At 68.3% G+C, this 24,370-nt stretch carries 19 protein-coding genes; 12 read left to right on the top strand and 7 right to left on the bottom strand.

From position 1 onward, the window contains the following. Window positions 1–15: 15 nt before the first annotated feature. The 5 genes from NQV17_RS32335 to NQV17_RS32315 all read right to left on the bottom strand — a co-directional run bounded on the left by NQV17_RS32335 (window position 16) and on the right by NQV17_RS32315 (window position 4,932). Complete coding sequence (locus NQV17_RS32335; protein ID WP_257775387.1) at window positions 16–1,047, bottom strand: ABC transporter ATP-binding protein; 1,032 nt, start codon at window positions 1,045–1,047, stop codon at window positions 16–18. A 24-nt stretch (window positions 1,048–1,071) separates the two neighbouring features. Continuing rightward, window positions 1,072–1,962, bottom strand: coding sequence for an ABC transporter permease (locus tag NQV17_RS32330; protein ID WP_257775385.1), 891 nt, complete (start codon window positions 1,960–1,962; stop codon window positions 1,072–1,074). 10 nt (window positions 1,963–1,972) lie between these two features. Next, the gene (locus NQV17_RS32325; RefSeq protein ID WP_257775384.1) at window positions 1,973–2,797 is read right to left on the bottom strand and encodes an ABC transporter permease; all 825 of its coding nucleotides are present in this window, start codon (window positions 2,795–2,797) and stop codon (window positions 1,973–1,975) included. A gap of 15 nt (window positions 2,798–2,812) precedes the next feature. Beyond that, window positions 2,813–3,841, bottom strand: a complete 1,029-nt coding sequence (locus NQV17_RS32320) for an ABC transporter substrate-binding protein (RefSeq protein ID WP_124487543.1) — start codon at window positions 3,839–3,841, stop codon at window positions 2,813–2,815. 65 nt (window positions 3,842–3,906) lie between these two features. Continuing rightward, entirely contained in the window at window positions 3,907–4,932 is a 1,026-nt protein-coding gene (locus tag NQV17_RS32315) for a substrate-binding domain-containing protein (protein WP_044844945.1), read from the bottom strand. A gap of 1,070 nt (window positions 4,933–6,002) precedes the next feature. Here NQV17_RS32315 and NQV17_RS32310 point away from each other — a divergent pair. The 9 genes from NQV17_RS32310 to NQV17_RS32270 all read left to right on the top strand — a co-directional run bounded on the left by NQV17_RS32310 (window position 6,003) and on the right by NQV17_RS32270 (window position 17,519). Further along, window positions 6,003–7,151: a porin gene (locus tag NQV17_RS32310; RefSeq protein ID WP_257775383.1), complete on the top strand. Its 1,149-nt coding sequence runs from the start codon at window positions 6,003–6,005 to the stop codon at window positions 7,149–7,151. A 227-nt stretch (window positions 7,152–7,378) separates the two neighbouring features. After that, window positions 7,379–8,005, top strand: coding sequence for a flavin reductase family protein (locus tag NQV17_RS32305; protein WP_257775382.1), 627 nt, complete (start codon window positions 7,379–7,381; stop codon window positions 8,003–8,005). Between the two features lie 435 nt (window positions 8,006–8,440). Beyond that, window positions 8,441–9,673 carry a 3-methyl-2-oxobutanoate dehydrogenase (2-methylpropanoyl-transferring) subunit alpha gene (locus tag NQV17_RS32300; RefSeq protein WP_257775381.1) on the top strand — a complete coding sequence of 411 codons (1,233 nt, stop codon included), beginning with the start codon at window positions 8,441–8,443 and terminating at the stop codon, window positions 9,671–9,673. 2 nt (window positions 9,674–9,675) lie between these two features. Further along, on the top strand, window positions 9,676–10,719 hold the full coding sequence (locus NQV17_RS32295; RefSeq protein WP_257775380.1) for an alpha-ketoacid dehydrogenase subunit beta: 1,044 nt from the start codon (window positions 9,676–9,678) through the stop codon (window positions 10,717–10,719). Window position 10,720: 1 nt separating this feature from the next. Next, the gene (locus tag NQV17_RS32290; protein WP_257775379.1) at window positions 10,721–12,058 is read left to right on the top strand and encodes a dihydrolipoamide acetyltransferase family protein; all 1,338 of its coding nucleotides are present in this window, start codon (window positions 10,721–10,723) and stop codon (window positions 12,056–12,058) included. 5 nt (window positions 12,059–12,063) lie between these two features. Further along, a complete protein-coding gene (gene lpdA / locus NQV17_RS32285) occupies window positions 12,064–13,455 on the top strand; it encodes a dihydrolipoyl dehydrogenase (protein WP_257775378.1) in 1,392 nt (463 codons plus the stop codon). Window positions 13,456–13,859: 404 nt separating this feature from the next. Beyond that, window positions 13,860–14,537, top strand: coding sequence for an SOS response-associated peptidase (locus NQV17_RS32280; RefSeq protein ID WP_257775377.1), 678 nt, complete (start codon window positions 13,860–13,862; stop codon window positions 14,535–14,537). A gap of 315 nt (window positions 14,538–14,852) precedes the next feature. Next, window positions 14,853–16,283, top strand: a complete 1,431-nt coding sequence (locus NQV17_RS32275) for a cytosine permease (RefSeq protein ID WP_257775376.1) — start codon at window positions 14,853–14,855, stop codon at window positions 16,281–16,283. 177 nt (window positions 16,284–16,460) lie between these two features. Next, the gene (locus NQV17_RS32270) at window positions 16,461–17,519 is read left to right on the top strand and encodes a porin (protein ID WP_257775375.1); all 1,059 of its coding nucleotides are present in this window, start codon (window positions 16,461–16,463) and stop codon (window positions 17,517–17,519) included. A gap of 110 nt (window positions 17,520–17,629) precedes the next feature. On the opposite strand, the gene NQV17_RS32265 is transcribed toward NQV17_RS32270, so the two are convergent. Next, window positions 17,630–18,586, bottom strand: coding sequence for a LysR family transcriptional regulator (locus NQV17_RS32265; protein ID WP_124487628.1), 957 nt, complete (start codon window positions 18,584–18,586; stop codon window positions 17,630–17,632). A 166-nt stretch (window positions 18,587–18,752) separates the two neighbouring features. Here NQV17_RS32265 and NQV17_RS32260 point away from each other — a divergent pair, with 166 nt between their 5' ends. From NQV17_RS32260 to NQV17_RS32250, 3 genes are read left to right on the top strand one after another with little or no spacing between them, the layout of a single operon-like run. Then, entirely contained in the window at window positions 18,753–20,063 is a 1,311-nt protein-coding gene (locus NQV17_RS32260; RefSeq protein ID WP_257775374.1) for an MFS transporter, read from the top strand. 30 nt (window positions 20,064–20,093) lie between these two features. Next, window positions 20,094–21,359 carry a Zn-dependent hydrolase gene (locus tag NQV17_RS32255; RefSeq protein WP_257775373.1) on the top strand — a complete coding sequence of 422 codons (1,266 nt, stop codon included), beginning with the start codon at window positions 20,094–20,096 and terminating at the stop codon, window positions 21,357–21,359. Between the two features lie 32 nt (window positions 21,360–21,391). Beyond that, window positions 21,392–22,414, top strand: coding sequence for a histone deacetylase family protein (locus tag NQV17_RS32250; protein WP_257775372.1), 1,023 nt, complete (start codon window positions 21,392–21,394; stop codon window positions 22,412–22,414). A 263-nt stretch (window positions 22,415–22,677) separates the two neighbouring features. On the opposite strand, the gene NQV17_RS32245 is transcribed toward NQV17_RS32250, so the two are convergent. Beyond that, a complete protein-coding gene (locus NQV17_RS32245; RefSeq protein ID WP_257775371.1) occupies window positions 22,678–23,883 on the bottom strand; it encodes an MFS transporter in 1,206 nt (401 codons plus the stop codon). Window positions 23,884–24,370: the final 487 nt, after the last annotated feature.

The following is a 24,370-nucleotide window of genomic DNA, read 5'->3' as shown; positions in this document are numbered from 1 at the left end:
TATCGTGGGGCGGTGTTACGCGGCGAGTGCGATCAGGCCTTCCGCCGCGATCGTGAGGCCGACCGCCGTGCCGCGCGCGAGCTCGATGCGGCCCGGCACGTCGATCACGAGCGCGTCGGGTGCCGCGTGCTCGATCGTGAGCCGCGTGCGTTCGCCGAGGAACGCGCACGCGCCGATCGCGCTGCGCAGCGGCGCATGCGCGGGATCGGCGAGCCGCGCATCCTCCGGACGGAAGAACCACTCGTCGGCGGCATGCGGCGTGACGATCGAGCCCCCCGTCGTCACGAGCGCGCCGTCCTGCCATTGTCCTGCAAGCCGGTTCAGCGTGCCGATGAACTGCGCGACCGTCCGGTTCGCCGGCCGGTAGTAGATGTCGCGCGGCGTGCCGATCTGCTCGATGCGGCCCGCGCCCATCACGACGATCCGGTCGCCGAGCTCCATCGCCTCGGCCTGGTCGTGCGTGACGTAGACGGTCGTCACGCCGAGCTCGCGCAACAGCGCATTCATCTCGCGGCGCAGCACGTCGCGCAGCTTCGCGTCGAGCGCGGTCAGCGGCTCGTCGAGCAGCAGCACGCGCGGGCGCACCGCGAGCGCACGCGCCAGCGCGACCCGCTGGCGCTGGCCGCCGGACAGCTGATCGACCGGTTTGTCCGCATGCGCGTCGAGCCGCATCATCGCGAGCAGCTCGTCGACGCGTTCGCGCAGCGCGCGCGGCTCGGTCTTGCGGATCTTCAGTCCGTAGCCGACGTTGCCGCGCACCGTGAGGTTCGGGAACAGCGCGTAGTTCTGGAACACCATGCCGACCTGGCGGCGCTCGATCGGCAGCGCGGTCACGTCGTCGCCGCCGAACCGGATCGTGCCGCCGGCATCCGGCGTGTCGAGGCCCGCGATCAGGCGCAGCGTCGTCGTCTTGCCGCAGCCCGACGGGCCGAGCAGCACGAGCGTCTCGCCCGCGCCGATCGACAGGTCGAGCGGTTCGAGCACGCGCGTGCCGCGGAACGTCTTCGCGCAGCGGGTCAGGGTGATGGGGGTGGAATCGAGTTTCATGGGAAGGGTAAGGTCAGCGCAGGGTCAGCGCGGGCGACGCTTCGGCGCGCGCGTGCCGGACGGATCGACGCCGAGCCACTGCATCGCGACGAGGAGCGGCAGCGTCATCAGCAGGAACACGATCGTGTACGCGCTGCCGACTTCGAGGCGCAGCGACGCATAGGTATCGGCAAGCCCGACAGGCAGCGTCTTCGTGTCGGGTGTATGCAGCATCCAGGTCAGGTTGAATTCGCCGATCGACAGCGTGAGCACCGCGAGCGCGCCCGCGACGATGCCGGGGCGCAGGTTCGGCAGCACGATCGTGACGAAGCGCGTGACGAACGACGCGCCGAGGCTCGCCGCACCTTCCTCGAGCGTACGCAGGTCGGCGCCGGCGGCGACCGCCGCGACCGCGCGCACCATGAACGGCAGCGTGAACACGACGTGGCCGACGACGATGAACCACAGGCTCATCCGGAACGCGGTGAAGCCGCCGTACACGACCAGCAGCGCGAGCGCCGACGCGAGGCCCGGCAGCGCGACCGGCAGCACGAGCGCTTCCTCGATCACGCGGGCGACGCGGCTCTTGCTGCGCGCGAGCGCATAGCCGGCCGGCACGCCGACGGCGAGCACGATCGCGAGCGTCGCGAACGCGACGCCGAGCGACAGCGCGACCGAGCCCTGGTACTGCTGCCACACCTGTTCGAGCCAGCGCAGCGTGAGGCCGCTCGACAGCCCGCGGAAATAGTTGACGGTGAGGCCCGCGAGCACCGACATCACGACGGGCACGATCAGGAACGCGCACAGCAGCAGCGTGACGCCCCATTGCAGCGCGGCGATCGCGCGCGCGCCCGACACGCGCGGCGCGCGTCGGGCGGCGCCGTTCGCCTGCGACGAAGCAGGCGACGGCGCGGACGAACCGGAAAGCGATTGCATGAAGGAATCCTCAGGCCGCGGCAGCGGCGGTGTGGCCGGTGAACCGGCGCGCGAGCGCGAGCACGGCCCACGTGACGACGCCGAGCACGATCGACAGGCCGGCAGCCGTCGCGATGTTCGCGTTCAGCGTGAATTCGGTGTAGATCGTCATCGGCAGCACGTTCAGGTCGGTGGCGAGCGTGAAGGCGGTGCCGAACGCGCCCATCGCGGTCGCGAAGCAGATCGCGCCGGCCGCGACCAGGCCCGGCGCGAGCGCCGGCAGCACGATGTCGACGAAGATGCGCCACGGCGACGCGCCGAGCGAGCGCGCGGCTTCCTCGAGCGACGCGTCGAGCTTCGACGCGGCCGCGATCACGGTGACGATCACGCGCGGGATCGAGAAGTACAGGTAGCCGACGAACAGCCCGGCGACCGAATACGCGAACACCCACTTGTCGCCGGTCAGCTTCGCGGACAGCATGCCGATCAGCCCTTGCCGGCCGGCGAGCATGATCACCATGAAGCCGACCACGACGCCCGGGAACGCGAGCGGAAAGGTGAGCAGCGCGAGCAGCACGCGCTTGCCGGCGAATTCGCGGCGCGCGAGCAGCAGGCCCGAGATCGTCGACAGCGCCAGCGTCGCGAGCGTGACGCCGGCCGACAACGCGATCGTTTCGCCGAGGCTCGTCATGTAACGCGCGTTGCCGAGCAGCGCCGCGTATTGCGCGAAGAACGCGCCGTCGGCGGACACCCGCACGAGCGCCGCCATCGGCAGCAGCCAGAACGCGGCGAACACCGCGAGCGCCGGCGCGACGAGGGCGACGCGCCAGCGCAGCGGGAAAGTCAGGTCGAGCATGGCGTGGTCCGGCGCTTACTGCATCACTTGCAGGTATTGCTGGCCGAACGCCTGCTGGCCGGCCGCCATCTTGCCGAAGTCGACCGATTTCGCCCGGGCGTATTCGCTCGCCGGCAGGAACTTCGCGGCGACGTCGGCGCCGAGCGTTTGCGCGCGCACCGGACGCAGGTACGCATTGGCCCACAGCTTCTGGCCTTCGTCGGACAGCACGAAGTCGAGCACCTTCCTGCCGTTCGCGTCGTGCGGCGCACCCTTCACGAGGCTCATCACGTACGGCACCGCGATCGTGCCTTCCTTCGGAATCACGAACTCGACGTTCGCATGATCCTTGTACTTCGCGCGATACGCGTCGAAGTCGTAGTCGAGCAGGATCGGAATCTCGCCGGACAGCACGCGCGCATACGCGGTCTGCTTCGGCACGATCGGCGCGTTCGCCTTCAGCTTGCGGAACCAGTCGAGCCCCGGCTTGAAGTCGTCGAGGCTGCCGCCGAGCGCCTGGTTGACGGCCACGGCGCCTGCATAGCCGACGAACGCGCTCGACGGATCGAGGTAGCCGACCATGCCCTTGTATTCGGGCTTCAGCAGGTCGGCCCACGAGCGCGGGACCGGCTTGCCGTCGAGCGCGTCCTTGTTCACGAAGAAGCCGAGCGTGCCCGAGTGGATCGCGAACCAGTAGCCCTGCGGGTCCTTCAGGTTCGCGGGGATGTCGTTCCAGTGCGCGGGCTTGTACGGCGCGATCACGCCCTTGTCCTTCGCCTGGAACGCCGACGACACGCCGAGATAGACGACGTCGGCGACCGGGCTCTTCTGCTCGGCGATCAGCTGCGCGATCGCCTGGCCCGAGTTCTTGTTGTCGAACGGCACGCGGATGCCGGTCTTCTGCTTGATCGCCGCGATCTGCGCGGCCCAGTCGGCCCATTCGGGCGGGCAGTTGTAGCAGATCGCGGATTCGTCGGCATGGGCCGCGGGTGCGAACGCGACGAGCGCGGCGCAGGCGACGGGGGCTGCGAGCACGCGCAGCAGCGAGGTCAGGCGAAAGGACACGGTGGATCTCCGGGCGGGGTCGGGGTAGCTTGCGCGCGCCGCGCACGATGGCGTGGCGCGCGTGTTCAGGCTTGGTGCAACTGCAGGTCGGCGGCCGGCGGCGCGACCGTCGCGCCGTCGCGTACCGTATGCGGCAGGATCAGCGACGTGCGCTCGATCGTCGCGCCGCCGATGCATTCGACGAGGCGCTGCCATGCATGACGGCCGATGTCCTGGTTCGGCGTCGCGACGCTCGCGAGCGGCGGCGCGAGCAGCTCGCCGATCGCGATGCCGTCGAAGCCGAGCACCGACAGGTCGTCGGGAATCGAGAAGCCCGCGCGGCGCAGGCCGCGCATCACGACCATCGCGAGCAGGTCGTTGCTGCAGAAGAGGGCGGTCGGGCGCGTGGCTCGCGCGGTGAGGTGCGCGAGCACCGCGTCGGGCAGCTCGGCCGCGTTGAAGTCGACCTCGACCGGCGGCAGCGTCGCGACGCCGGCCTCCTCGAGCGCCTGCGCGTAGCCGAGATGGCGCTGGCGAGCGCGATCCGACGCGGCGAGCGAACCGGCCAGCATCAGCACGCGGCGATGACCGCGTGCCGTCAGCATGCGCACGCCGTCGTAGGCGGCGCTGCGGTTGTCGACCGACACCGACGGGCGGCGTTGCGTGTCGTTGTGCATCAGCACGTAGTGCGGGCCGTCGCGGTCGAGCATGTCGAGCAGCGGATGCGTGTCCGCATCGGCGACGGTCAGGATCAGCCCCTCGACGCGCTGCTCGCGCAGCGTCTCGATCGCGTGGCGCTCGCGCGCCGCGTCGTATTCGGTCGTCATCAGGATCAGCTTGAAGCCGGCCGCGGTCGCGAGTTCGTCGATGCCCTGCAGGCAGTCGGCGAATACCGGATTCGACAGCGTCGGCAGGACGACGCCGACGAGCCGCGTGCGCTCGCCGCGCAACTGCCGGCCGAGCGGGCTCGGGCGGAACTGCAGCGTGTCGATGGCGGTGCGGATGGTCGCCAGCGTGGCGGGGCTGACGGTATGCGGCGCGTTGATCGCACGCGAGACGGTGGCGATCGAGAAGCCGGCGAGCGCGGCGACGTCCTTGATGGTCGGGGGCATGAAGTTACGCGATGTAAACGTTTTCGACGGGAGAATTATCGAAAGCGTTTGTGACTTCGCGATGACTGACGAGACGTCTGTTTCGCAAAAGATGCGATACAAACATCAGACGGTTGGCGCCCGGCGAGCGGGGCGGGTTCGATTGTATCGGCGGATGCTGCGGCGCGGGAGGAAATCGGTGACGGTGTCGCGCCGACGTCGATTGCGGTGCTCGGGTTCGGGTGTGGACAGGGTAGGCCGACATGCTGCATCGCGATGCAATGCACGCGAATCAGCTAATGCATGTGCAAGCAATGGTAGAATCGCGTCCGCCCTTTTGCCGGGGTGATGAAATTGGTAAACATAGCGGACTTAAACGATTGAGTGCCCGGCCGGAAACGACCGGTGCAGAACCCTTCAAATTCGGTGAAACCCCTGACGCGCGCCGTGCGTCGAGGCAACGCCGAGCCAAGCCTCGCGGTACGACTGCAGCGAGGAAGGTGTAGAGACTAGACGGGGGGCGCCTAAGGCGCACGGGCGGCAACACCGCCCGCGCGCGACGGCGAAGGCATAGTCCAGCGCACGAACGGCGTCGTTTCGACGACGCCGGCTTTGAAAGAAGCAGTGTGACGAAAATCCGCCGCCTTAACTGGCTTGCCGGTTCGAGTCCGGTCCCCGGCACCAAGATCGCTTCCGTGCGATTCCATGAAGTTCCGAAAACCCGCGAGAAACAAGCCGCTCGCGGGTTTTTTGTTTTTCAGGTCGTGCTTCGATTGCGGCGGCCGGTTCCCGTAGATCCCCGCGCCGGCCAAACGCAAACGTACCGGCGATTGAAATATCGATTCCCCGCGATTTGCTTCAGGCGTCCGCTCGTCGCCCGAATGAAGCGCGCTTCAACACCCGGCTATCCGCTTTCCGCGCCGAAAAACAGCCGGCGTTCTGGAGAGCACCTTTCCGCCGCAGGCCGCTAACAGCAGAAAAACGGCTCATTACACTGCGCCCGTCGCATCGCCGGGAAACATCGACGCGACGCACCTTCGCAGCACGCAACCGTTGCGACCAGCAAACGAAAGACCTGGGGGTAAATCGTCATGAACATGCGTTGGGGGATCATCGCACCCGCCGCGTTGCTTGCTGCTGCGGCGCATGCACAAAGCAGCGTGACGCTGTACGGCAAGATCGAGGACGGCATCAACTACACGAGCAACGCGCGCGGCCACGGAACCGTGCAATTGCAAAGCGGCTACGACTACGGCAGCCGCTGGGGTATCAAGGGCACCGAAGACCTCGGCGCAGGTTACCAGGCGATTTTCACGCTCGAGAGCGGCTTCGACGTCAACAACGGAAAAATGAGCCAGGGCGGCCGGGAATTCGGCCGTCAGGCTTTCGTCGGCATCGCGTCGGATCGTTACGGCACCCTGACGTTCGGTCGCCAGTACGATCCGAGCGTCGACGTCTTCTCGCCGCTCACCGCAAACGGCAACTGGACCGGCTACCTGTTCTCGCATCCGTACGACAACGACAACACCGACTACTCGTTCCGCGTGAACAACGCGGTCAAGTACGTGTCGCCCGCGTGGCACGGTGTTACCGCGGAGGCGATGTATGGATTCAGCAATCAGGCGGGCGGTTTCGCGAACAACCGTCTCTATGGCGCCGCGCTGCAATACCAGCAGGGCGGGCTGACGGTCGGCGCGTCGTACCTGAAGATCAACAACGCACGCAATGCCGATTCGGCCGGGGCGATCACCGGCGACAACACGTTCGATGCGTCGTCGCAGCAGAACATCGGCATCGGCGTGAATTATGCGTTCTCGAATGCGCTCGTGGGATTCACGTATTCGCACGTCGACGTCTACGATCCGACGTCGAACGCGTATTTCACCGGTACGACGCAGCCGGCGGGCGGTGCGTGGCAGTCGTGGAAATTCGACAACTTCGAGGTGAACGGCCTCTATCACTTCACGACCGCGTTCTACATCGGCGCGGCATACACGTACACCCAGGCCCGCGTGGCGTCGACGGTCGGCTCGTTCAATCCGAAGTGGCATCAACTGAGCGCGAAGCTGAACTACGACTTGTCGAAACGCACGTCGGTATTCGTCGAAGGTGTCTATCAGCATGCGCTGAACGCGCACACTGGCACCGACTTCGACTACGCGTACATTCCGGGCGCCGCCGATATCTCGTCGGGTCCGAATCAATACGTCGCGCGTGTCGCGCTGCTGCATCATTTCTGACGCTGCTCTCCGGCGGTTATCGGTCATGTGTGGGTAAAAAAGTCCTGAACTTCGGGCTTGAAGGGAAATGTCGGCTCGACGGGCCATGGCGGGCCACTTCGCTGCGACGAAAGCGCCGCCATGTGATACTTGGCACGTACGTCGCACAGGCCGTCGCCACCACCGTCGCCGCACGTGACGCGGCCGATGGAATCAAACGACGTTTCCCTCCCGCAAGACCACCCGCCATGACCGACTCGAACTACCACTATTACGAACCGTCGCAAGGCCACGGGCTGCCGCACGATCCTTTGAACGCGATCGTGGGCCCGCGCCCGATCGGCTGGATTTCCTCCCGCGGCAACGACGGCACGCTCAACCTCGCGCCGTACAGCTTCTTCAACGCATTCAACTATCGTCCGCCGATCATCGGCTTTTCGAGCACGGCCGCGAAGGACAGCCTGCGCAACGTGCAGGAAACCGGCGAGTTCGTCTGGAACCTCGCGACGCGCGACCTTGCCGACCGGATGAACCAGACCTGTGCCGCCGTGCCGTACGGCGTGAACGAATTCGAACTCGGCGGCCTGACCGCGATTCCGTCGCGCCTCGTCGGCGTGCCGCGCGTGGCGGAAAGCGGCGTCAACTTCGAATGCAAGGTGACCGACGTGATCCGGCTGCGCGACCACCGCGGCGTCGAGACGCCGGCCACGCTGGTGCTGGGCGAGGTCGTCGCCGTGCATATCCGTCACGACCTGCTGAAGGACGGCCTCTTCGACACGTTCGGCGCGGGCATCATTCTGCGCGCGGGCGGCCCGTCCGCCTACGTGCACGTGACGCCCGACAGCCGCTTCGACATCGCGCGCCCCGACGCGTGACGCATCGCATCATCGACGCATCGCGCCTTCGCGCCTTCGCGCGCCGGAACGATCCGGCGCGCGAGCGCTGAAGCACGCGGACGCGCACCGACAAAGACAAAGACCCCGCCGAAATCCAGGATTTCGCGGGGTCTTTCGCTTCGTACCCTCCGACACGCGTGACAGACGCGCATCGATTCCGCGCTCGCCGACGCGTTGACGCATCGCAGCACACGCAACCGTCCTTCAAACCCACCGGCAACGCCGCTCGCCCATCGTCGCCGCCATGGCAAATCTGCTCACCCCGAACGAGCGGGTTGGGCATCGACGTCCGGCACGGCAAGGCATACATTCCCAAGGTTGGCGTGCTTATCCGCGCGCCAGCCCGCGCGTGAGCCGGCAACCGGCCGCGCGTTTCAATCAGCGTGAGACACAATCGAGCGTGGAGACGACACGATGAGCCTGTCAGAGCCATTGCGTCTGCATGTGCCGGAGCCCACCGGGCGCCCGGGCTGCAAGACGGATTTTTCCTATCTGCATCTATCGCCGGCCGGCGCGGTTCGCCGCCCGCCGATCGACGTAGCGCCGGCGGACACCGCCCATCTCGCCCGCAGCCTGGTGCGCGTGCTCGACGATCACGGCGAAGCCCTCGGCCCGTGGGCGCCGGATCTCGACGATGCGCGCCTGATCGCCGGGATGCGCGCGATGCTGAAGACCCGCATCTTCGACGCGCGCATGATGATCGCGCAGCGTCAGAAGAAAATCTCGTTCTACATGTTGAGCCTCGGCGAAGAGGCGATCGGCGCCGCGCATGCGATGGCGCTGCGTCACGGCGACATGTGCTTCCCGACCTACCGCCAGCAAAGCATCCTGATCGCGCGCGACGTGCCGCTCGAACGGATGATCTGCCAGCTGATGTCGAACGAAGGCGACCCGCTGAAGGGGCGCCAGCTTCCGGTGATGTACTCGGACCGCGAAGCCGGCTTCTTCTCGATCTCCGGCAATCTCGCGACGCAGTTCATCCAGGCGGTCGGCTGGGCGATGGCGTCGGCGATCAAGGGCGACACGAAGATCTCGTCCGCGTGGATCGGCGACGGCGCGACCGCGGAAGCCGACTTCCACACCGCGCTGACGTTCGCGCACGTGTATCGCGCGCCGGTCGTGCTGAACGTCGTCAACAACCAGTGGGCGATCTCGACGTTCCAGGCGATCGCGGGCGGCGAGGGGACGACCTTCGCCGGGCGCGGCGTCGGCTGCGGCATCGCTTCGCTGCGCGTCGACGGCAACGACTTCCTCGCGATCTACGCGGCGTCGACCTGGGCCGCCGAACGCGCGCGCCGCAATCTCGGCCCGACGCTGATCGAGTGGGTCACCTATCGCGCCGGCGCGCATTCGACGTCGGACGATCCGACGAAATACCGGCCGGCCGACGACTGGGCCCATTTCCCGCTCGGCGATCCGATCGCCCGCTTCAAGCAGCACCTGATCGCGAAGGGCATCTGGTCGGACAGCGCGCACGACGCGCTCACGGCCGAACTGGAAGCCGAGGTGATCGCCGCGCAGAAGGAAGCGGAGAAGTTCGGGACGCTGGCCGACGACCGGATTCCGTCGCCGGCCTCGATGTTCGACGACGTGTACAAGGAGCTGCCCGCGCATCTGCGCCGTCAGCGCCAGGAACTGGGAGCGTGATCATGGCGCAACATGAAACAACGACGTCATCGGCCCAGCCGATGACGATGATCCAGGCGCTGCGCTCCGCGATGGACGTGATGCTCGGCCGCGACGACGACGTGGTCGTGTTCGGGCAGGACGTCGGCTACTTCGGCGGCGTGTTCCGCTGCACCGAGGGGCTGCAGGCCAAGTACGGCAAGTCGCGCGTGTTCGACGCGCCGATCTCGGAAGGCGGGATCGTGGGCGCTGCGGTCGGGATGGGCGCGTATGGCTTGCGGCCGGTCTGCGAGATCCAGTTCGCGGACTACTTCTACCCGGCTTCCGACCAGATCGTGTCGGAAGGCGCGCGGCTGCGCTATCGCTCGGCGGGCCAGTTCACCGCGCCGATGACGATCCGGATGCCGTGCGGCGGCGGCATCTACGGCGGCCAGACGCACAGCCAGAGCCCGGAGGCGATGTTCACGCAAGTCTGCGGACTGCGCACGGTGATGCCGTCGAATCCGTACGACGCGAAAGGACTCCTGATCGCGTCGATCGAGAACGACGATCCGGTGATCTTCCTCGAGCCGAAACGCCTGTACAACGGGCCGTTCGACGGCCATCACGAGCGTCCGGTCACGTCGTGGCTCAAGCATCCGGGCAGTGAGGTGCCGGACGGCTATTACACGGTGCCGCTCGACACGGCCGCCGTCGTGCGGCCCGGCAACGACGTGACGGTGCTGACGTACGGCACGACCGTCCACGTGTCGCTGGCGGCTGCCGAGGAGACCGGCATCGATGCGGAAGTGATCGACCTGCGCACGCTATGGCCGGTCGATCTCGACACGATCGTCGCGTCGGTGCGCAAGACCGGCCGCTGCGTGGTCGTGCACGAGGCGACGCGCACCTGCGGCTACGGCGCGGAGCTGGTGTCGCTCGTCCAGGAGCATTGCTTCTACCATCTGGAGGCACCGGTCGAGCGGACGACGGGCTGGGACACGCCGTATCCGCACGCGCAGGAATGGGCGTATTTCCCCGGGCCGGCCCGGGTCGGCGAAGCGTTGCGACGCGTGATGGAGGCCTGAGATGGGGATTCATGTCATCAAGATGCCGGATATCGGCGAAGGGATCGCCGAGGTCGAGCTGGTGGCCTGGCACGTGCAACCGGGGCAGACGATCGCCGAAGACCAGCCGCTCGCCGATGTGATGACCGACAAGGCGGCGGTGGAGATTCCGTCGCCGGTGGCGGGCAAGGTGCTGGAGCTCGGCGGCCGGATCGGCGAGATGATGGCGGTCGGCAGCGAGCTGATTCGTCTCGAAGTCGAAGGCGACGGCAACCTGAAATCGAGCGCGAAAGCACGCGATGCAGGCCCGGATGCGACGCAGCGAGCGGCGGCGGTCGACGTGCCTGCCGATTCATCTTCCATCGCTGAGGGATCCGAAACACATGCGTCGTCGAAGGCGGCGACGCACGCCGCGTCCCGCGCGCCGGCCGAGCCGCGCCACGCGGAACATGCGGCGCCGCCGCGCGCGGCACTCGCGCCGGGCGAGCGGCCGCTCGCGTCGCCGGCGGTGCGCCAGCGCGCGTGGGACATGGGCATCGAGCTGCGCTACGTGCGCGGCACCGGCGAGGCCGGGCGGATCCTGCATGCGGACCTCGACGCGTATGCGCGCACGGGCGGGGGCGCCGCGCGCGGATCGCAAGCGCGCGGCTACGCCGAGCGCAACGACGCAACCGAGGTGCCGGTGATCGGCCTGCGGCGCGCGATCGCGCGCAAGATGCAGGAAGCGAAGCGCCGCATTCCGCACTTCAGCTACGTCGAGGAGATCGACGTCACCGAACTCGAAGCGCTGCGCGCCGAGCTGAACCGGCGCCACGGCGACACGCGCGGCCGGCTCACGCCGCTGCCGCTGCTGATCCGCGCGATGGTGATCGCGCTGCGCGACTTCCCGCAGATCAACGCGCGCTACGACGACGAAGCCGGTGTCGTCACGCAATACGGCGCGGTGCACATGGGGGTCGCGACGCAGACGGACGGTGGCCTCACGGTGCCGGTGCTGCGTCATGCGGAAGCGCGCGACGTGTGGTCGATCTCGGCGGAAATCGCGCGGCTCGCCGACGCAGTGCGCGCGAACCGCGCGCAGCGCGACGAGCTGACCGGCTCGACGATCACGATCTCGAGCCTCGGCGCGCTCGGCGGCATCGTGTCGACGCCGGTCATCAACCATCCCGAGGTCGGCATCGTCGGCGTGAACCGGATCGTCGAGCGGCCTATGATCCGCGACGGCGCGATCGTCGCGCGCAAGATGATGAACCTGTCGTCATCGTTCGACCATCGCGTCGTCGACGGCGCGGACGCGGCCGAATTCATCCAGGCCGTGCGCGAGGTGCTCGAGCGCCCGGCGCTGCTGTTCGTGGAGTGAGCCCGATGAAGAACGAACACACCACGCTGCTCGTGATCGGCGGCGGGCCGGGCGGTTACGTCGCCGCGATTCGCGCGGGGCAGCTCGGCATTCCGACGGTGCTCGTCGAGCGCGACCGGCTCGGCGGCACGTGCCTGAACATCGGCTGCATTCCGTCGAAGGCGCTGATCCACGTCGCGGACGCGTTCGAGCAGGCGCGCGGGCAGGCCGGCGAGGGGATGCTCGGGATTCGCGTGCGCGCGCCGGAGATCGACATCGCGAAAAGCGTCGCATGGAAGGACGGCATCGTCGAGCGGCTCACGCGCGGCGTCGGCGCGCTGCTGAAGAAGCACGGCGTGCGCGTGCTGCACGGCGACGCGCGCGTCGTCGACGGCAAGACGGTCGATGTCGTCGCCGGCGACCACACGACGCGGATCGCCTGCGAGCACCTGTTGCTCGCGACGGGCTCGGAGCCGGTCGCGCTGCCGTCGATGCCGTTCGGCGGCCACGTCGTCTCGTCGACCGAGGCGCTGTCGCCCGCGTCGTTGCCGAAGCGGCTGGTCGTCGTCGGTGCCGGCTACATCGGGCTCGAACTCGGATTCGTCTATCGCAAGCTCGGCGTCGACGTCAGCATCGTCGAGGCGGCCGAGCGCGTGCTGCCTGCATACGACGCGGAACTCGCGAAGCCGGTCGCCGATTCGCTTGCGCGGCTCGGCGTCGGGCTATGGACGGGCCACCAGGTGCTGGGCCTCGCGAGCGACGGCGCGGTGCGCGTGCAGACGCCCGACGGCGCGGAGAAAACGCTGCCGGCCGATCGCGTGCTGGTCGCGGTCGGCCGCCGGCCGCGCGTCGACGGCTTCGGGCTCGAATCGCTGCCGCTCGATCGCAACGGCCGCGCACTGCGCATCGACGACGAATGCCGGACGTCGATGCGCAACGTATGGGCGATCGGCGACGTCGCCGGCGAGCCGATGCTCGCGCATCGCGCGATGGCGCAAGGCGAGATGGTGGCCGAGCTGATCGCGGGACGGCGCCGCAAGTTCACGCCGGCCTCGATCCCGGCCGTGTGCTTCACCGATCCCGAGGTCGTCACGTCCGGCTGGTCGCCCGACGACGCGAAGGCGGCCGGTGTCGACTGCATCAGCGCGTCGTTCCCGTTCGCGGCGAACGGCCGCGCGATGACGCTGCAGGCGACCGATGGTTTCGTGCGCGTCGTCGCGCGGCGCGACACGCACCTGATCGTCGGCTGGCAGGCGGTGGGGCGCGGCGTGTCGGAACTGGCCGCCGCGTTTTCGCAATCGCTCGAGATGGGCGCGCGGCTCGAGGACATCGGCGGCACGATCCACGCGCATCCGACACTCGGCGAAGCGATGCAGGAGGCGGCGTTGCGCGCGCTGGGACATGCGCTGCATGTGTGAGCATGTGCCGGCCCGTGCGGCTGATCGAAGCCCCGCCACGGCGGGGCTTCTTGTTTGTGTCGATCGCGGGCGTCGGCTTCGTGTCTTCCGCGCCGGATTCGACATGACGGTTCGCGCTTCGAATATCCGGATTGCCGACGATCGGTCAAGGCCGACGCCGCGCTCGACGCGCGCCCGGGCGTGCAGGTGATCGGATCGGAACGGTTGGCCTGAACCGGAACCGGCGACGACGTGCCGCCGGCGGCACGGCTGAACGAACGGACGGCCTGCGCCGGCGGTTCGCGCACGACGCCATCAAGCAGGCCGACCTGTTGCAAGACTGTTTCGTCACACCAGGCAATAGCGGACATGTCGCGTGCAGGCTGACCTACGATGAAGACATCGCGTCCATCGTCTGCCCAACCATGTGCACCCGCTACCGCGCCCCCGATGAAGACCCGGGCATCAGCGAGCTGAGGATCGGCATCGGCGACCTGTTTCGCCGCGACCCGTGGGAACTCGACGTATATCCGGACTATGCGGCGCCCATCGCGCGTGCCGACGGCGACGGTCTCGCGGTCGTCAGCGCGGTGTTCGGCTTCTGGCCGAAGTTCATGCAGCCCGAGCGTCTCGACGAGCACGGCCGCAAGCGAAAGAAGCTCGATACGGTGAACGCGCGCGCGGAGACGGTCGGTGAGTCGCGACTCTACGGCAACGCCTGGCGCAACGGCCAGCGCTGCCTGATTCCGGCGCGCTGGATCTTCGAGCCGTGCTACGAGACGGGCCGCAACGTGTGGCACCGGATCGGCTTCGACGGCTGGCAACCGTGCTGCGTCGCCGGCCTCTGGCGGCGCTACGAAGCGGCCGACGGCCACGAGCGGATCGGCATGACGATGCTCACGGTCAATGCCGACGATCATCCGGTGTTCGCGCGCATGCACCGGCCCGGCGACGAGAAGCGGGGCGTCGTGATCCTGCGTCGCGACGACTACGACGAATGGCTGCATGCACGCGACGTCGAGGCCGTGCGGCGCATGCTGACACTCCTTCCTGCGGCCGACATGGTCGCCGCACCCGATCAGGTGTCGCCCGCCGGCGCCTGAGCTTTCGTTTTTCATACACTTTCCATACGCGCAACCGACTGCTCCGCAGCTTGAACGTATCCCGTTTTCTCAGACGATTTCGAAAATTACCGGATTCCGGGTAATCACCGATATCAGCCAAGTTGTATATACAAGATCATCCGCTGGCAATGTCGGCACACGTCGTGCCCATTGCGCGCCAGCGTGCTGACCGTGCGTGCGTGGCGCATGCCGGCGATCCACGGCGCCCCGCACCCGACGGGCCGAAAGGGCGGCTCGGCACGTTTTCCGTCTCGTCCCAACATTTGTGATCCTCAGTATCTTGGAGATTTACCCGTGTCAACGAATCCCAGTGGAAAAGCCGGCGGTCTGATCGAGGTACGCTCGATCGATTTCATTCCCGATGCCGAACGCCACGGCGGACTGCTGAGCCAGTTCACGCTGTGGCTGTCCGCGAACATGCAGATCACGGCCATCGTCACGGGCGCGCTGGCGGTCGTGCTCGGCGGCGACGTGTTCTGGTCGCTGGTCGCGCTGCTGCTCGGCCAGTTCATCGGCGGCGCGGTGATGGCGCTGCACGGCGCGCAGGGGCCGCAGCTCGGGCTGCCGCAGATGATCTCGAGCCGCGTGCAGTTCGGCGTCTACGGCGCGATGATCCCGATCGTGCTCGTGTGCCTGATGTACATCGGTTTTTCCGCCAGCGGCTCGGTGCTCGCCGGGCAGGCCGTCGCGCAACTGCTGCACGTCGACGACGCGGCCGGCATCCTGCTGTTCGCGGCCGTGATCGTCGTGCTGACGGTGTTCGGCTATCGCGCGATCCACTTCGTCGGGCGGATCGCGAGCGTGATCGGCATCGTCGCGTTCGTCTACATGTTCACGCAGCTGTTCGCGAACCACGACGTCGGCGCGCTGCTCGCGAATAGGCACTTCTCGCTCGCGAGCTTCCTGCTGTCGATGTCGCTGTCCGCGTCGTGGCAGATCGCGTTCGGCCCGTACGTCGCCGACTACTCGCGCTACCTGCCGCGCTCGACGTCGTCGGTCGCCACGTTCCTCGCGGTCGGCCTCGGCTCGGTGATCGGCGCGCAGGCGGCGATGGTGTTCGGCGTGTTCGCGGCCGCGCTGGCCGGCAGCCAGTTCGCCCACCACGAGGTGTCGTATATCGTCGGCCTCGGCTCGACGGGCGCCGTGGCCGCGCTGCTGTACTTCAGCATCGCGTTCGGCAAGGTGACGGTGACCGCGCTCAACGCGTACGGCAGCTTCATGTCGATGGCGACGATCGTCAGCGGTTTCCGCGGCAAGGGCGCGGTGTCGTCGAAGAGCCGTCTCGTGTACATCTTCGGGATGATCTGCGTGTCGACGCTGATCGCGCTCGCCGGCCGCCATTCGTTCCTGAAGGAATTCACCGCGTTCATCCTGTTCCTGCTCGCGTTCTTCACGCCGTGGAGCGCGATCAACCTGGTCGACTACTACTGCTTCACGCGTTCGCGCTACGACGTGCCGGCGCTGTCCGATCCGGATGGCCGCTATGGCCGCTGGAACGTGATGGCGATCACGATCTACGTGGTCGGCATCCTGGTGCAGCTGCCGTTCATGTCGACGCACATCTACACCGGTGCGCTCGTCGACGCGCTCGGCGGCACCGACATCTCGTGGATCCTCGGCCTCATCGTGCCGGCCGTGCTGTACTACGTGGGCGCGCGTGCGTCGCGGCGCAGCATCCCCGAGCGCCTGATCCTGCCGCTCGAACGCGGCGAGGTTCATCACTGACGCATCGCGTCGTCCGTCGGGCCGGCCTGTAGTCGGCCTGAGCGGCCCGCCGCGCCGAACCGGGCGCGACCGGCTGCCGCGCTGCACCTCACCTTCGTTATCCGCGATGCCGGCATGGCAGACCACCGTGCCCGGCATCGTTCCATTCTCCTTTGATTGAATAGTAGGACTAATCAGATGAACGCACGAGACAATCGTTCCCGGGCGCGATCGGCGCATGCCGGTCTTCGCATGGCCGTTACGGCCGCATGCCTGGGTGGGTCGGGCGCCGCGCTCGCGCAGGACGGCGTCACGCTGTACGGCGTGATCGACGAATTCGCGCAGTACGTGAATACCGGCAACGGCTACACGGCGGCGATCGGCTCGGGCGGCCAGTGGGGCAGCCGCTTCGGGCTGAAGGGCGGCGAGGACATCGGCGGCGGCCAGAAGATCGAGTTCGCGCTCGAGAACGGCTTCAACCCGAACGACGGTTCGCTGGCAAGCTCGGGCAGCATGTTCAACCGGCAGGCATGGGTCGGCATCGCGGGGCAGTGGGGCAAGGTGCGTGCGGGCCGCCAGAATTCGCCGCTATTCAACGACCAGGGCGGGCAGGACGCGTTCGGCGGCGTCACGCAGGCGTCCGGCATGGACAACCTGACCGTGTTCGCGTTCCGCACCAGCAATACGCTGTCGTACCAGAGCCCCGAGATCGCCGGTTTCCAGGCCGGGCTGTATTTCGGATTCGGCGACGCGGGCGGCGTGCGCTCGGCAGGCTCGAGCCAGCAGTTCGACGTGACCTACGAGCACGGGCCGTTCGCGGCATTCGTCGCGGGCCAGTGGCTGAAGAACAAGACCGCGACCACGACCGATCGCACGATCATGGCCGGCGCGTCGTACGCAATCGGCAAGGCGACGGTATACGGCGGCTTCTCCGCGGTGAAGTGGGCCGACCTCGGGATCGATTCGCGCGTGTACGGGCTGTCGGTCAAGTACCAGCTCAATCCGGCGAACTACGTCGCGCTCGGCTATGCGTACCTGCATGACCAGACGTCGCAGGGCGACAACGCGGACCAGTTCGGGCTGATGTACGAATACGACCTGTCGAAGCGCACGAGCTTCTACGGCGCGCTGTCGTACCTGCGCAACCGCAACCAGGCCGGCTACACGCTCGCCGGCGCGGCGAACCCGGGCCTGCCGCTCGCGTATCCGGGCGCGAATGCGCGCGGCGTGCAGCTCGGCATCGTGCATCGCTTCTGACGGGGCAGCGGGCGCCGGGCCGCGCGGGCCCGCGCCTGTTTCCCTCACGGGTGCGCGCATTCGCGCGCCGGCATGCGTGCGCCCGCGTTCGCGCGCCAACATCCGCGCGCTCACATCCCCAGCCGTTCCGCGAGCGAATGACGCTGCATGCAGCGCTCCATCGCGTCGAGGAACGCCTGCTCGGCCGCGTTCATCTTGCGGTCGCGATGCCACAGCAGGAACACGTCGACGTCGACGAGCCCATCGTCCGGCGGCAGGCGCCACAGGCGTTGCTGCGCGATGTCGTCGCGCACGATGTGCTCCGGCAGGCAACCGATGCCGTAACCGGCGAAGATCAGCCGCCGCACTTCCTCGAGGCTCGGCGACGACGCGACGATGCGTCCGGTGAAGCCCTTCTGGTCGCGGAACACGGTGAGCGGCGACAGGCTGTCGCCGATCTGGTCGCTCGTAAACGACACGAAGTTTTCCGCGAGCAGGTCGTCCATCCGCAACTGCGTCTGCCCGAACAGCCGGTGATGGCGGCCGCAGTAGATCGCGTAGCGCTGCCGCAGGAAGCAGCGCATCTCCAGCTTGTCGTGCGGCGTGCGGCACAGGCCGAGCCCGGCGGTGGCCGTCTTCTGCAGCAGCGACGACAGGATGTCCGACGAGCGCATCACTTCGATCTGCAGGTCGATGCGCGGATACGCGCGATGGAAGTCGGCGAGGAATTCGTCGTAGACGGGCGACTCGATGCGGCTCACCGTCAGCAGCCGGATCGAGCCGGTGAGGTCGGCCGTGCTGTCGTCGAGCTCCGTTTCGAGCCGCGACACGCCGCCGTAGATGTCGCTCGCGATCCGGTACACGGCTTCGCCGGCCGGCGTCGGCGCGAAGTGCGCGCCGCGCCGCTCGATCAGCTTGCGCTCGAGGGCCTCCTCGAGCCGCCGCAGCGCCTGGCTCACGGCCGGCTGCGTCACGTGCAGGCGCGCGGCCGCGCGGCTTACGCTGCGCTCCTGCATGATCACCAGGTAGGTGCGCAGCAGGTTCCAGTCGAGGCGGTCGTTGAGGAAGGGGGCGAGATCGGCGCGCATCGAATCAGTCATTAGCTGAATTTATACGCGAAATAATAACTTGAAATTTGACTAATGATGTGCGGTCGCCGATAAAGGAGGGGCGCCGCACCGTGCGGCGCGAGGCCGCGACAGACGGCCGGCCATCACGATATCGCGCGTGCCGCGGCGCGCGCCAGGAGCCCGCATGACCCAGTCCCTTCCTTCCGCCCGCCAGCCGGCGCGTGCCGCGACGGCCGCGTTCATCGGCACGATGATCGAGTGGTACGACTTCTACATCTACGCGACCGCCGCCGCGCTCGTGTTCGGCGAACTCTATTTCCCGTCGCATGACCGCTTCGTCAGCACGATGGCGTCGTTCGCGACGTTCGCGGTCGGCTTCTTCGCGCGCCCGCTCGGCGGCATCGTGTTCGGCCACCTCGGCGATCGCATCGGCCGCAAGAAGGCGCTGATGACGACGCTGATGATGATGGGCGTCGCGACCGTCTGCGTCGGGCTGCTGCCCGACTATTCGACGGTCGGCATGCTCGCGCCGGTGCTGCTGGTCGCGCTGCGCGTCGTGCAGGGGATCGCGGTCGGCGGCGAGTGGGGCGGCGCGGTGCTGATGGCGGGCGAACACGCGCCGCAGGGCCGCCGCACCTTCTTCGCGTCGTTTGCGCAGCTCGGCAGCCCGGCCGGGCTGATCCTGTCGCTGGTCGCGTTCCGCGCGGTCACGTCGATGGACAAGGCCGACTTCCTCGCCTGGGGCTGGCGCCTGCCGTTCCTCGCGAGCTCGGTGCTGCTCGTCGTCGGCATCCTGATCCGGCTCGGCGTGAACGAGTCGCCGGAGTTCGCGCGCGTGAAGGAGGCGAACCGCACCGTGAAGCTGCCGGTCGCCGAAGTGTTCCGCTCCGCATCGGGGCTCGTGCTGCTCTGCATCGGCGCGAACACGATCGGGATCGCGGGCGTCTATTTCACCAACACGTTCATGATCGCGTACACGACGCAGTACGTCGGTGTGTCGCGCTCGCTGATCCTCGACAGCCTGTTCGCGGTCGCGATCATCCAGTTCATCGCGCAGCCGATTGCCGCGTGGATCGCCGAGCGCATCGGCGGCGCGCGTTTCCTGAAGATCGCCGCGCTGCTCGCGATGCTGTCGCCGTACCCGATGTTCATGCTCGTGCAGGGCGGCACGTCCGCGTCGCTCGTCGCGGGCATCGCGCTCGCGGTCGTCTGCATGGCCGGTTTCTATTCGGTGATCGCGGGCTTCGTGAGCGGCGTGTTTCCCGCGCACGTGCGCTATTCGGCGATCTCGCTCGCTTATCAGATCTGCGGCGCGATCGCGGGCGGCCTGACGCCGCTCGTCGGCACCTGGCTCGCGCATCGCTTCGCGGGCCAGTGGTGGCCGCTCGCGGTGTTCTACACGGGTCTCGCCGGCGTCTCGCTGCTTTGCATCGTCGCGCTCGACGCGCGCCGCGCGGCCCGGCCGGCCGCCGCCGAAGCGCTCGGCTCGCGCTGAAACTCGACGAACGAATTCATCGGAGTGCAAATGAAAGACCTGCTGGAAATCGACGGTGCCCGCCTGTGGCGGAGCCTGGCCGACATGGCGCGCATCGGCGCGACGCCGCGCGGCGGCGTGCGGCGCCTTGCGCTGACCGACGACGATCGGCGCGGGCGTGACCTGTTCGCGCAGTGGTGCCGCGACGCGGGAATGACGGTGAGCGTCGATGCGGTCGGCAACCTGTTCGCGCGGCGCGCCGGCACCGATGCGCAGGCCGCGCCGGTGCTGATCGGCAGCCATCTCGACACGCAGCCCGAAGGCGGGCGCTTCGACGGCGTGTACGGCGTGCTCGCCGCGCTGGAGCTCGTGCGCACGCTGAACGATGCGGGTATCGCGACCGACAAGCCGCTCGAGATCGTGTCGTGGACCAACGAGGAAGGCGCGCGTTTCGCACCGGCGATGCTCGGCTCGGCAGTGTTCACGGGCGCGCTGCCGCTCGACGACGCGCTCGCGAAGCAGGATGCCGACGGTGTCACGCTCGGCGCCGCGCTGGACGCATGCGGCTACCGCGGCACGCGCGCGCCGGGCGGCGCGCTCGACGCGTATTTCGAAGCGCATATCGAACAGGGCCCGGTGCTCGAGGCGAACGGCACGACGATCGGCGTCGTCACGGGCGGGCAGGCGATTCGCTGGCTCGACGTGAGCGTGACGGGCGTGGCCGCGCATGCGGGCACGACGCCGATGCCGTATCGCAAGGATGCGTATTTCGCGAGCGCGCAGATCGCGCTCGAACTGGAACGGATCGTCGCGGGCTACGCGCCGCGCGGGCTCGCGACGATCGGGCAGGTCGGCATCCGCAACGCGTCGCGCAACACGATCGCAGGCGACGTGACGTTCACGGTCGACCTGCGCCATCACGACGACGCGCAGGTCGATGCGATGGAGCGCGACCTGCGCGATGCCAGCGCGCGCGTGGCCGCCGCGCGCGGCGTTCAGGTATCGATCGACACCTGCTGGCGCAGCCCGGCGACGCCGTTCGACCGCGCCTGCGTCGAACTGGTCGCGCAGGCGGCGGCCGCATTCGGCTACACGAACGAGCGGATCGTCAGCGGCGCCGGCCACGATGCGATCCTGCTCGCGCGCCGCGTGCCGACCGCGATGGTGTTCATCCCGTGCGTCGGCGGACTGTCGCACAACGAGGCCGAAGACGCGTTGCCCGACGACGTGACGCGCGGCACGAACGTGCTGCTCAACGCGGTGCTCGCGCGCGCGGGCGTCGCGACGCGCGTGGCCGCGGCGGCGCACGACGCATGACGCACGACCCGGCGAATCGACGAGGACCCACGATGAAAACCTATTTCCACCCCGAACAGTTGCTGCACCATCCGCGCACCTACCTGTCGCGCGGCAGGATGCGCGAGCCGCAGGAGGTGCCCGAGCGCGCGGCGCGGCTGGTCGCGGCGGTGCATGCGCTCGACTTCGACGTGCGCGAGCCGGCCGACCGCGGCACCGCACCGATCGCGGCCGTGCACGACATGAACTACCTGCGTTTTCTCGAGGAGGCGCACCGCGACTGGAAGCGGATGCCCGACGACTGGGGCGACGAAGTGATGTCGAACGTGTTCGTGCGCGACCCGAACCCGCTGCGCGGCGTGCTCGCGAAGGCCGCGCGCTATCTCGCCGACGGCAGCTGTCCGGTCGGCGCGAACACGTGGCGCGCCGCGTACTGGTCCGCGCAGAGCGCGCTCGCGGCCGCGGCGGACGTGAGCGACGGCGCGCACGATGCGTACGCACTGTGCCGGCCGCCCGGCCATCACGCACGCCGCGATGCGGCCGGCGGCTTCTGCTACCTGAACAACGCGGCGATCGCCGCGCAGGCGCTGCTCGGCCGCCATCGCCGGGTCGCGATCCTCGACACCGACATGCATCATGGGCAGGGTGTGCAGGAGATCTTCTACGGCCGCGACGACGTGCTGTACGTATCGATCCACGGCGACCCGACCAATTTCTATCCGGTCGTCGCCGGTTACGAGGACGAGACGGGCGCGGGCGCCGGCGACGGCTACAACCTGAACCTGCCGATGCCGCACGGCGCGCCCGAGTCGGCGTTCTTCGAGCGGCTCGACGACGCGCTGCGGGCGCTCGCGCGGTTCCAGCCCGACGCGCTCGTGCTCGCGCTCGGCTTCGACATCTACAAGGACGACCCGCAATCGCAGGTGGCCGTCACGACCGACGGGTTCGGCCGGCTCGGCGGCGCGATCGGTGCGCTCGGCTTGCCGACGGTGATCGTGCAGGAAGGCGGCTATCATCTCGAGAGCCTCGACGCGAATGCGCGCGCGTTCTTCGGCGGGTTCACTGCCGCGCGCTGAGGCACTGAGACGTCGAAACGTCGGTACGTCGGTACGTCGGTACGTCGGTACGTCGAAACGTCGAAACGTCGAAACGTCGAAACGTCGAAGCGTCGAAGCGTCGAAGCGTCGAAGCGTCGAAGCGTCGAAGCGTCGAAGCGGCGGTGCGCGATGCGCGATGCGCGATGCGCGGGCCTTCAACGAAAGTGCCCGCGCCGGGATCCCGGCGCGGGCATTTCTCAATCGAGGTGCCGCGTATCGGCACCACGCGGATCACCGGGCGCTTACGAATTCGCGGCGACCGGCGCGCGGCGGCGCTGGATCATCTGCAGCGCGACCAGCGCGAGCCCCGCCGCGGCGATCAGCCCGCCGACGAGCGGCACCGCCGCGTAGCCGAAGCCGGCCGAGATCGCCGCGCCGCCCGCTGCCGCGCCGACTGCGTTGCCGAGGTTGAACGCGCCGATGTTGACGGCCGACGCGAGGCCCGGGGCTTCATGCGCGGCACGCATCACGCGCATCTGCAGCGGCGGGACCACCGCGAACGTCGCGACACCCCAGACCAGCAGCGTGACCGCGGCGCCGGCATGGGTGCGCGCGAGCAGCGGGAACGCGGCCATCGTCACGATCAGCAGCACCAGGAAGCCGATCAGCGTGCCGTCGAGCGAGCGATCGGCGAGGCGGCCGCCGGCGATGTTGCCGATCGAGAAGCCGACGCCGATCAGCACGAGCATCGCGGTGACGAAGCCGGGCGTCGCGCCGCTCAGGTGTTCGAGCGTCGGGGCGACATACGTGTACAGCGTGAACATCGCGCCGGCGCCGAGCACCGTGGTCCCGAGCGCGCCGAGCACGACCGGGCGCGTCAGCACCGACAGTTCGGCACGCAGGTTCGGCATCCTGCCGGCTGCGCCCTTCGGCAGCGCGGCGAACAGGCCGGCGATCGCGATCAGGCCGAGCACGGCGGTCGCCGCGAACGACATGCGCCAGCCGATCATCTGGCCGAACCAGGTCGCGGCCGGCACGCCGCCGACGTTCGCGATCGTGAGGCCCATGAACATCGTCGCGACCGCGCTGGCCTGCTTTTCGCGCGGCACGATGCTGGCCGCGACCACCGAGCCGAGCCCGAAGAACGCGCCATGGTTCAGGCTCGTGACGAGTCGCGCGAGCAGCAGCGTCGTGTAGTCCGGCGCGACGGCCGACAGCAGGTTACCGATCGTGAAGATCGACATCAGCGCGATCAGCGCCGAGCGGCGCGACCAGCGCGCGAGCAGCAGCGTCATCAGCGGCGCGCCGACCATCACGCCGATCGCATACGCGCTGATCAGCATGCCGGCCTGCGGAATCGACACGTGCACGCCGTCGGCGATCACGGGCAAGAGGCCCATCGGCGAGAACTCGGTCGTGCCGATGCCGAACGCGCCGGCGGCGAGCGCCAGCAGCGGCAGCGCGGCGCTGCCGCCCGGGCGGGAAGGGGAAGAAGTCGTGGTGTTCACGCGATGCGCTCCGGTAAGCATGGGGCAACGGCACCGGGCCGTTGTGGACAGCGTGAAGTGTGCCTGCGTTACTTTTGCGGAAAAAGCCGTGCTCGGGCGAAATTATCTTGATTTCATGTCAACAATGCGCGATTGGGGCGGCACGCGCGTACGGCCCGCCGGGCGGGGCTTCCCGCGATGCGACGGCCGGCCGCCGGCCGTGCGGACGATCGAACCGTGTCCGGAGCAAGGTTTTCGTCGTCGGACGGAACGCGGTGTCCGGGCGGATGCGCGATCCGCTTGAGCGTCGCGCTCGATACGCGGCGGGTGTTCGACGTGATGCGGGCGGCAGGCGGGGCAGGCGCGCGCGCGCGCGGGGGCGTGCCGGCGTGCCGTGTCGTCAGGCCGGTCGGGCGACGGGCCGGCGCGGCCGGCGGGGGCCCGGCTCGAGCGCGTCATCCTCCCCGCCAACCCACCCTTTACCGGCGCGGCTTGCCGCCAAAAAAAT

This window comes from Burkholderia sp. SCN-KJ (genome assembly GCF_024656005.1).
Lineage (GTDB): Bacteria > Pseudomonadota > Gammaproteobacteria > Burkholderiales > Burkholderiaceae > Burkholderia.
The sequence above is the reverse complement of the archived record's forward strand: the minus strand, read 5'-3'. Positions and strand labels throughout refer to the sequence as shown.

Bases quoted from the DNA above. Each gene is read 5' to 3' on its own strand.
- NQV17_RS32310 (WP_257775383.1), top strand. From the start codon at position 6,003: ATGAACATGCGTTGGGGGATCATCGCACCCGCCGCGTTGCTTGCTGCT.
- NQV17_RS32330 (WP_257775385.1), bottom strand. From the start codon at position 1,962: ATGCAATCGCTTTCCGGTTCGTCCGCGCCGTCGCCTGCTTCGTCGCAG.
- NQV17_RS32265 (WP_124487628.1), bottom strand. From the start codon at position 18,586: ATGCGCGCCGATCTCGCCCCCTTCCTCAACGACCGCCTCGACTGGAAC.
- lpdA (WP_257775378.1), top strand. From the start codon at position 12,064: ATGAAGAACGAACACACCACGCTGCTCGTGATCGGCGGCGGGCCGGGC.
- NQV17_RS32255 (WP_257775373.1), top strand. From the start codon at position 20,094: ATGAAAGACCTGCTGGAAATCGACGGTGCCCGCCTGTGGCGGAGCCTG.
- NQV17_RS32290 (WP_257775379.1), top strand. From the start codon at position 10,721: ATGGGGATTCATGTCATCAAGATGCCGGATATCGGCGAAGGGATCGCC.
- NQV17_RS32305 (WP_257775382.1), top strand. From the start codon at position 7,379: ATGACCGACTCGAACTACCACTATTACGAACCGTCGCAAGGCCACGGG.
- NQV17_RS32335 (WP_257775387.1), bottom strand. From the start codon at position 1,047: ATGAAACTCGATTCCACCCCCATCACCCTGACCCGCTGCGCGAAGACG.
- NQV17_RS32250 (WP_257775372.1), top strand. From the start codon at position 21,392: ATGAAAACCTATTTCCACCCCGAACAGTTGCTGCACCATCCGCGCACC.
- NQV17_RS32260 (WP_257775374.1), top strand. From the start codon at position 18,753: ATGACCCAGTCCCTTCCTTCCGCCCGCCAGCCGGCGCGTGCCGCGACG.
- NQV17_RS32280 (WP_257775377.1), top strand. From the start codon at position 13,860: ATGTGCACCCGCTACCGCGCCCCCGATGAAGACCCGGGCATCAGCGAG.
- NQV17_RS32315 (WP_044844945.1), bottom strand. From the start codon at position 4,932: ATGCCCCCGACCATCAAGGACGTCGCCGCGCTCGCCGGCTTCTCGATC.
- NQV17_RS32270 (WP_257775375.1), top strand. From the start codon at position 16,461: ATGAACGCACGAGACAATCGTTCCCGGGCGCGATCGGCGCATGCCGGT.
- NQV17_RS32295 (WP_257775380.1), top strand. From the start codon at position 9,676: ATGGCGCAACATGAAACAACGACGTCATCGGCCCAGCCGATGACGATG.
- NQV17_RS32300 (WP_257775381.1), top strand. From the start codon at position 8,441: ATGAGCCTGTCAGAGCCATTGCGTCTGCATGTGCCGGAGCCCACCGGG.
- NQV17_RS32325 (WP_257775384.1), bottom strand. From the start codon at position 2,797: ATGCTCGACCTGACTTTCCCGCTGCGCTGGCGCGTCGCCCTCGTCGCG.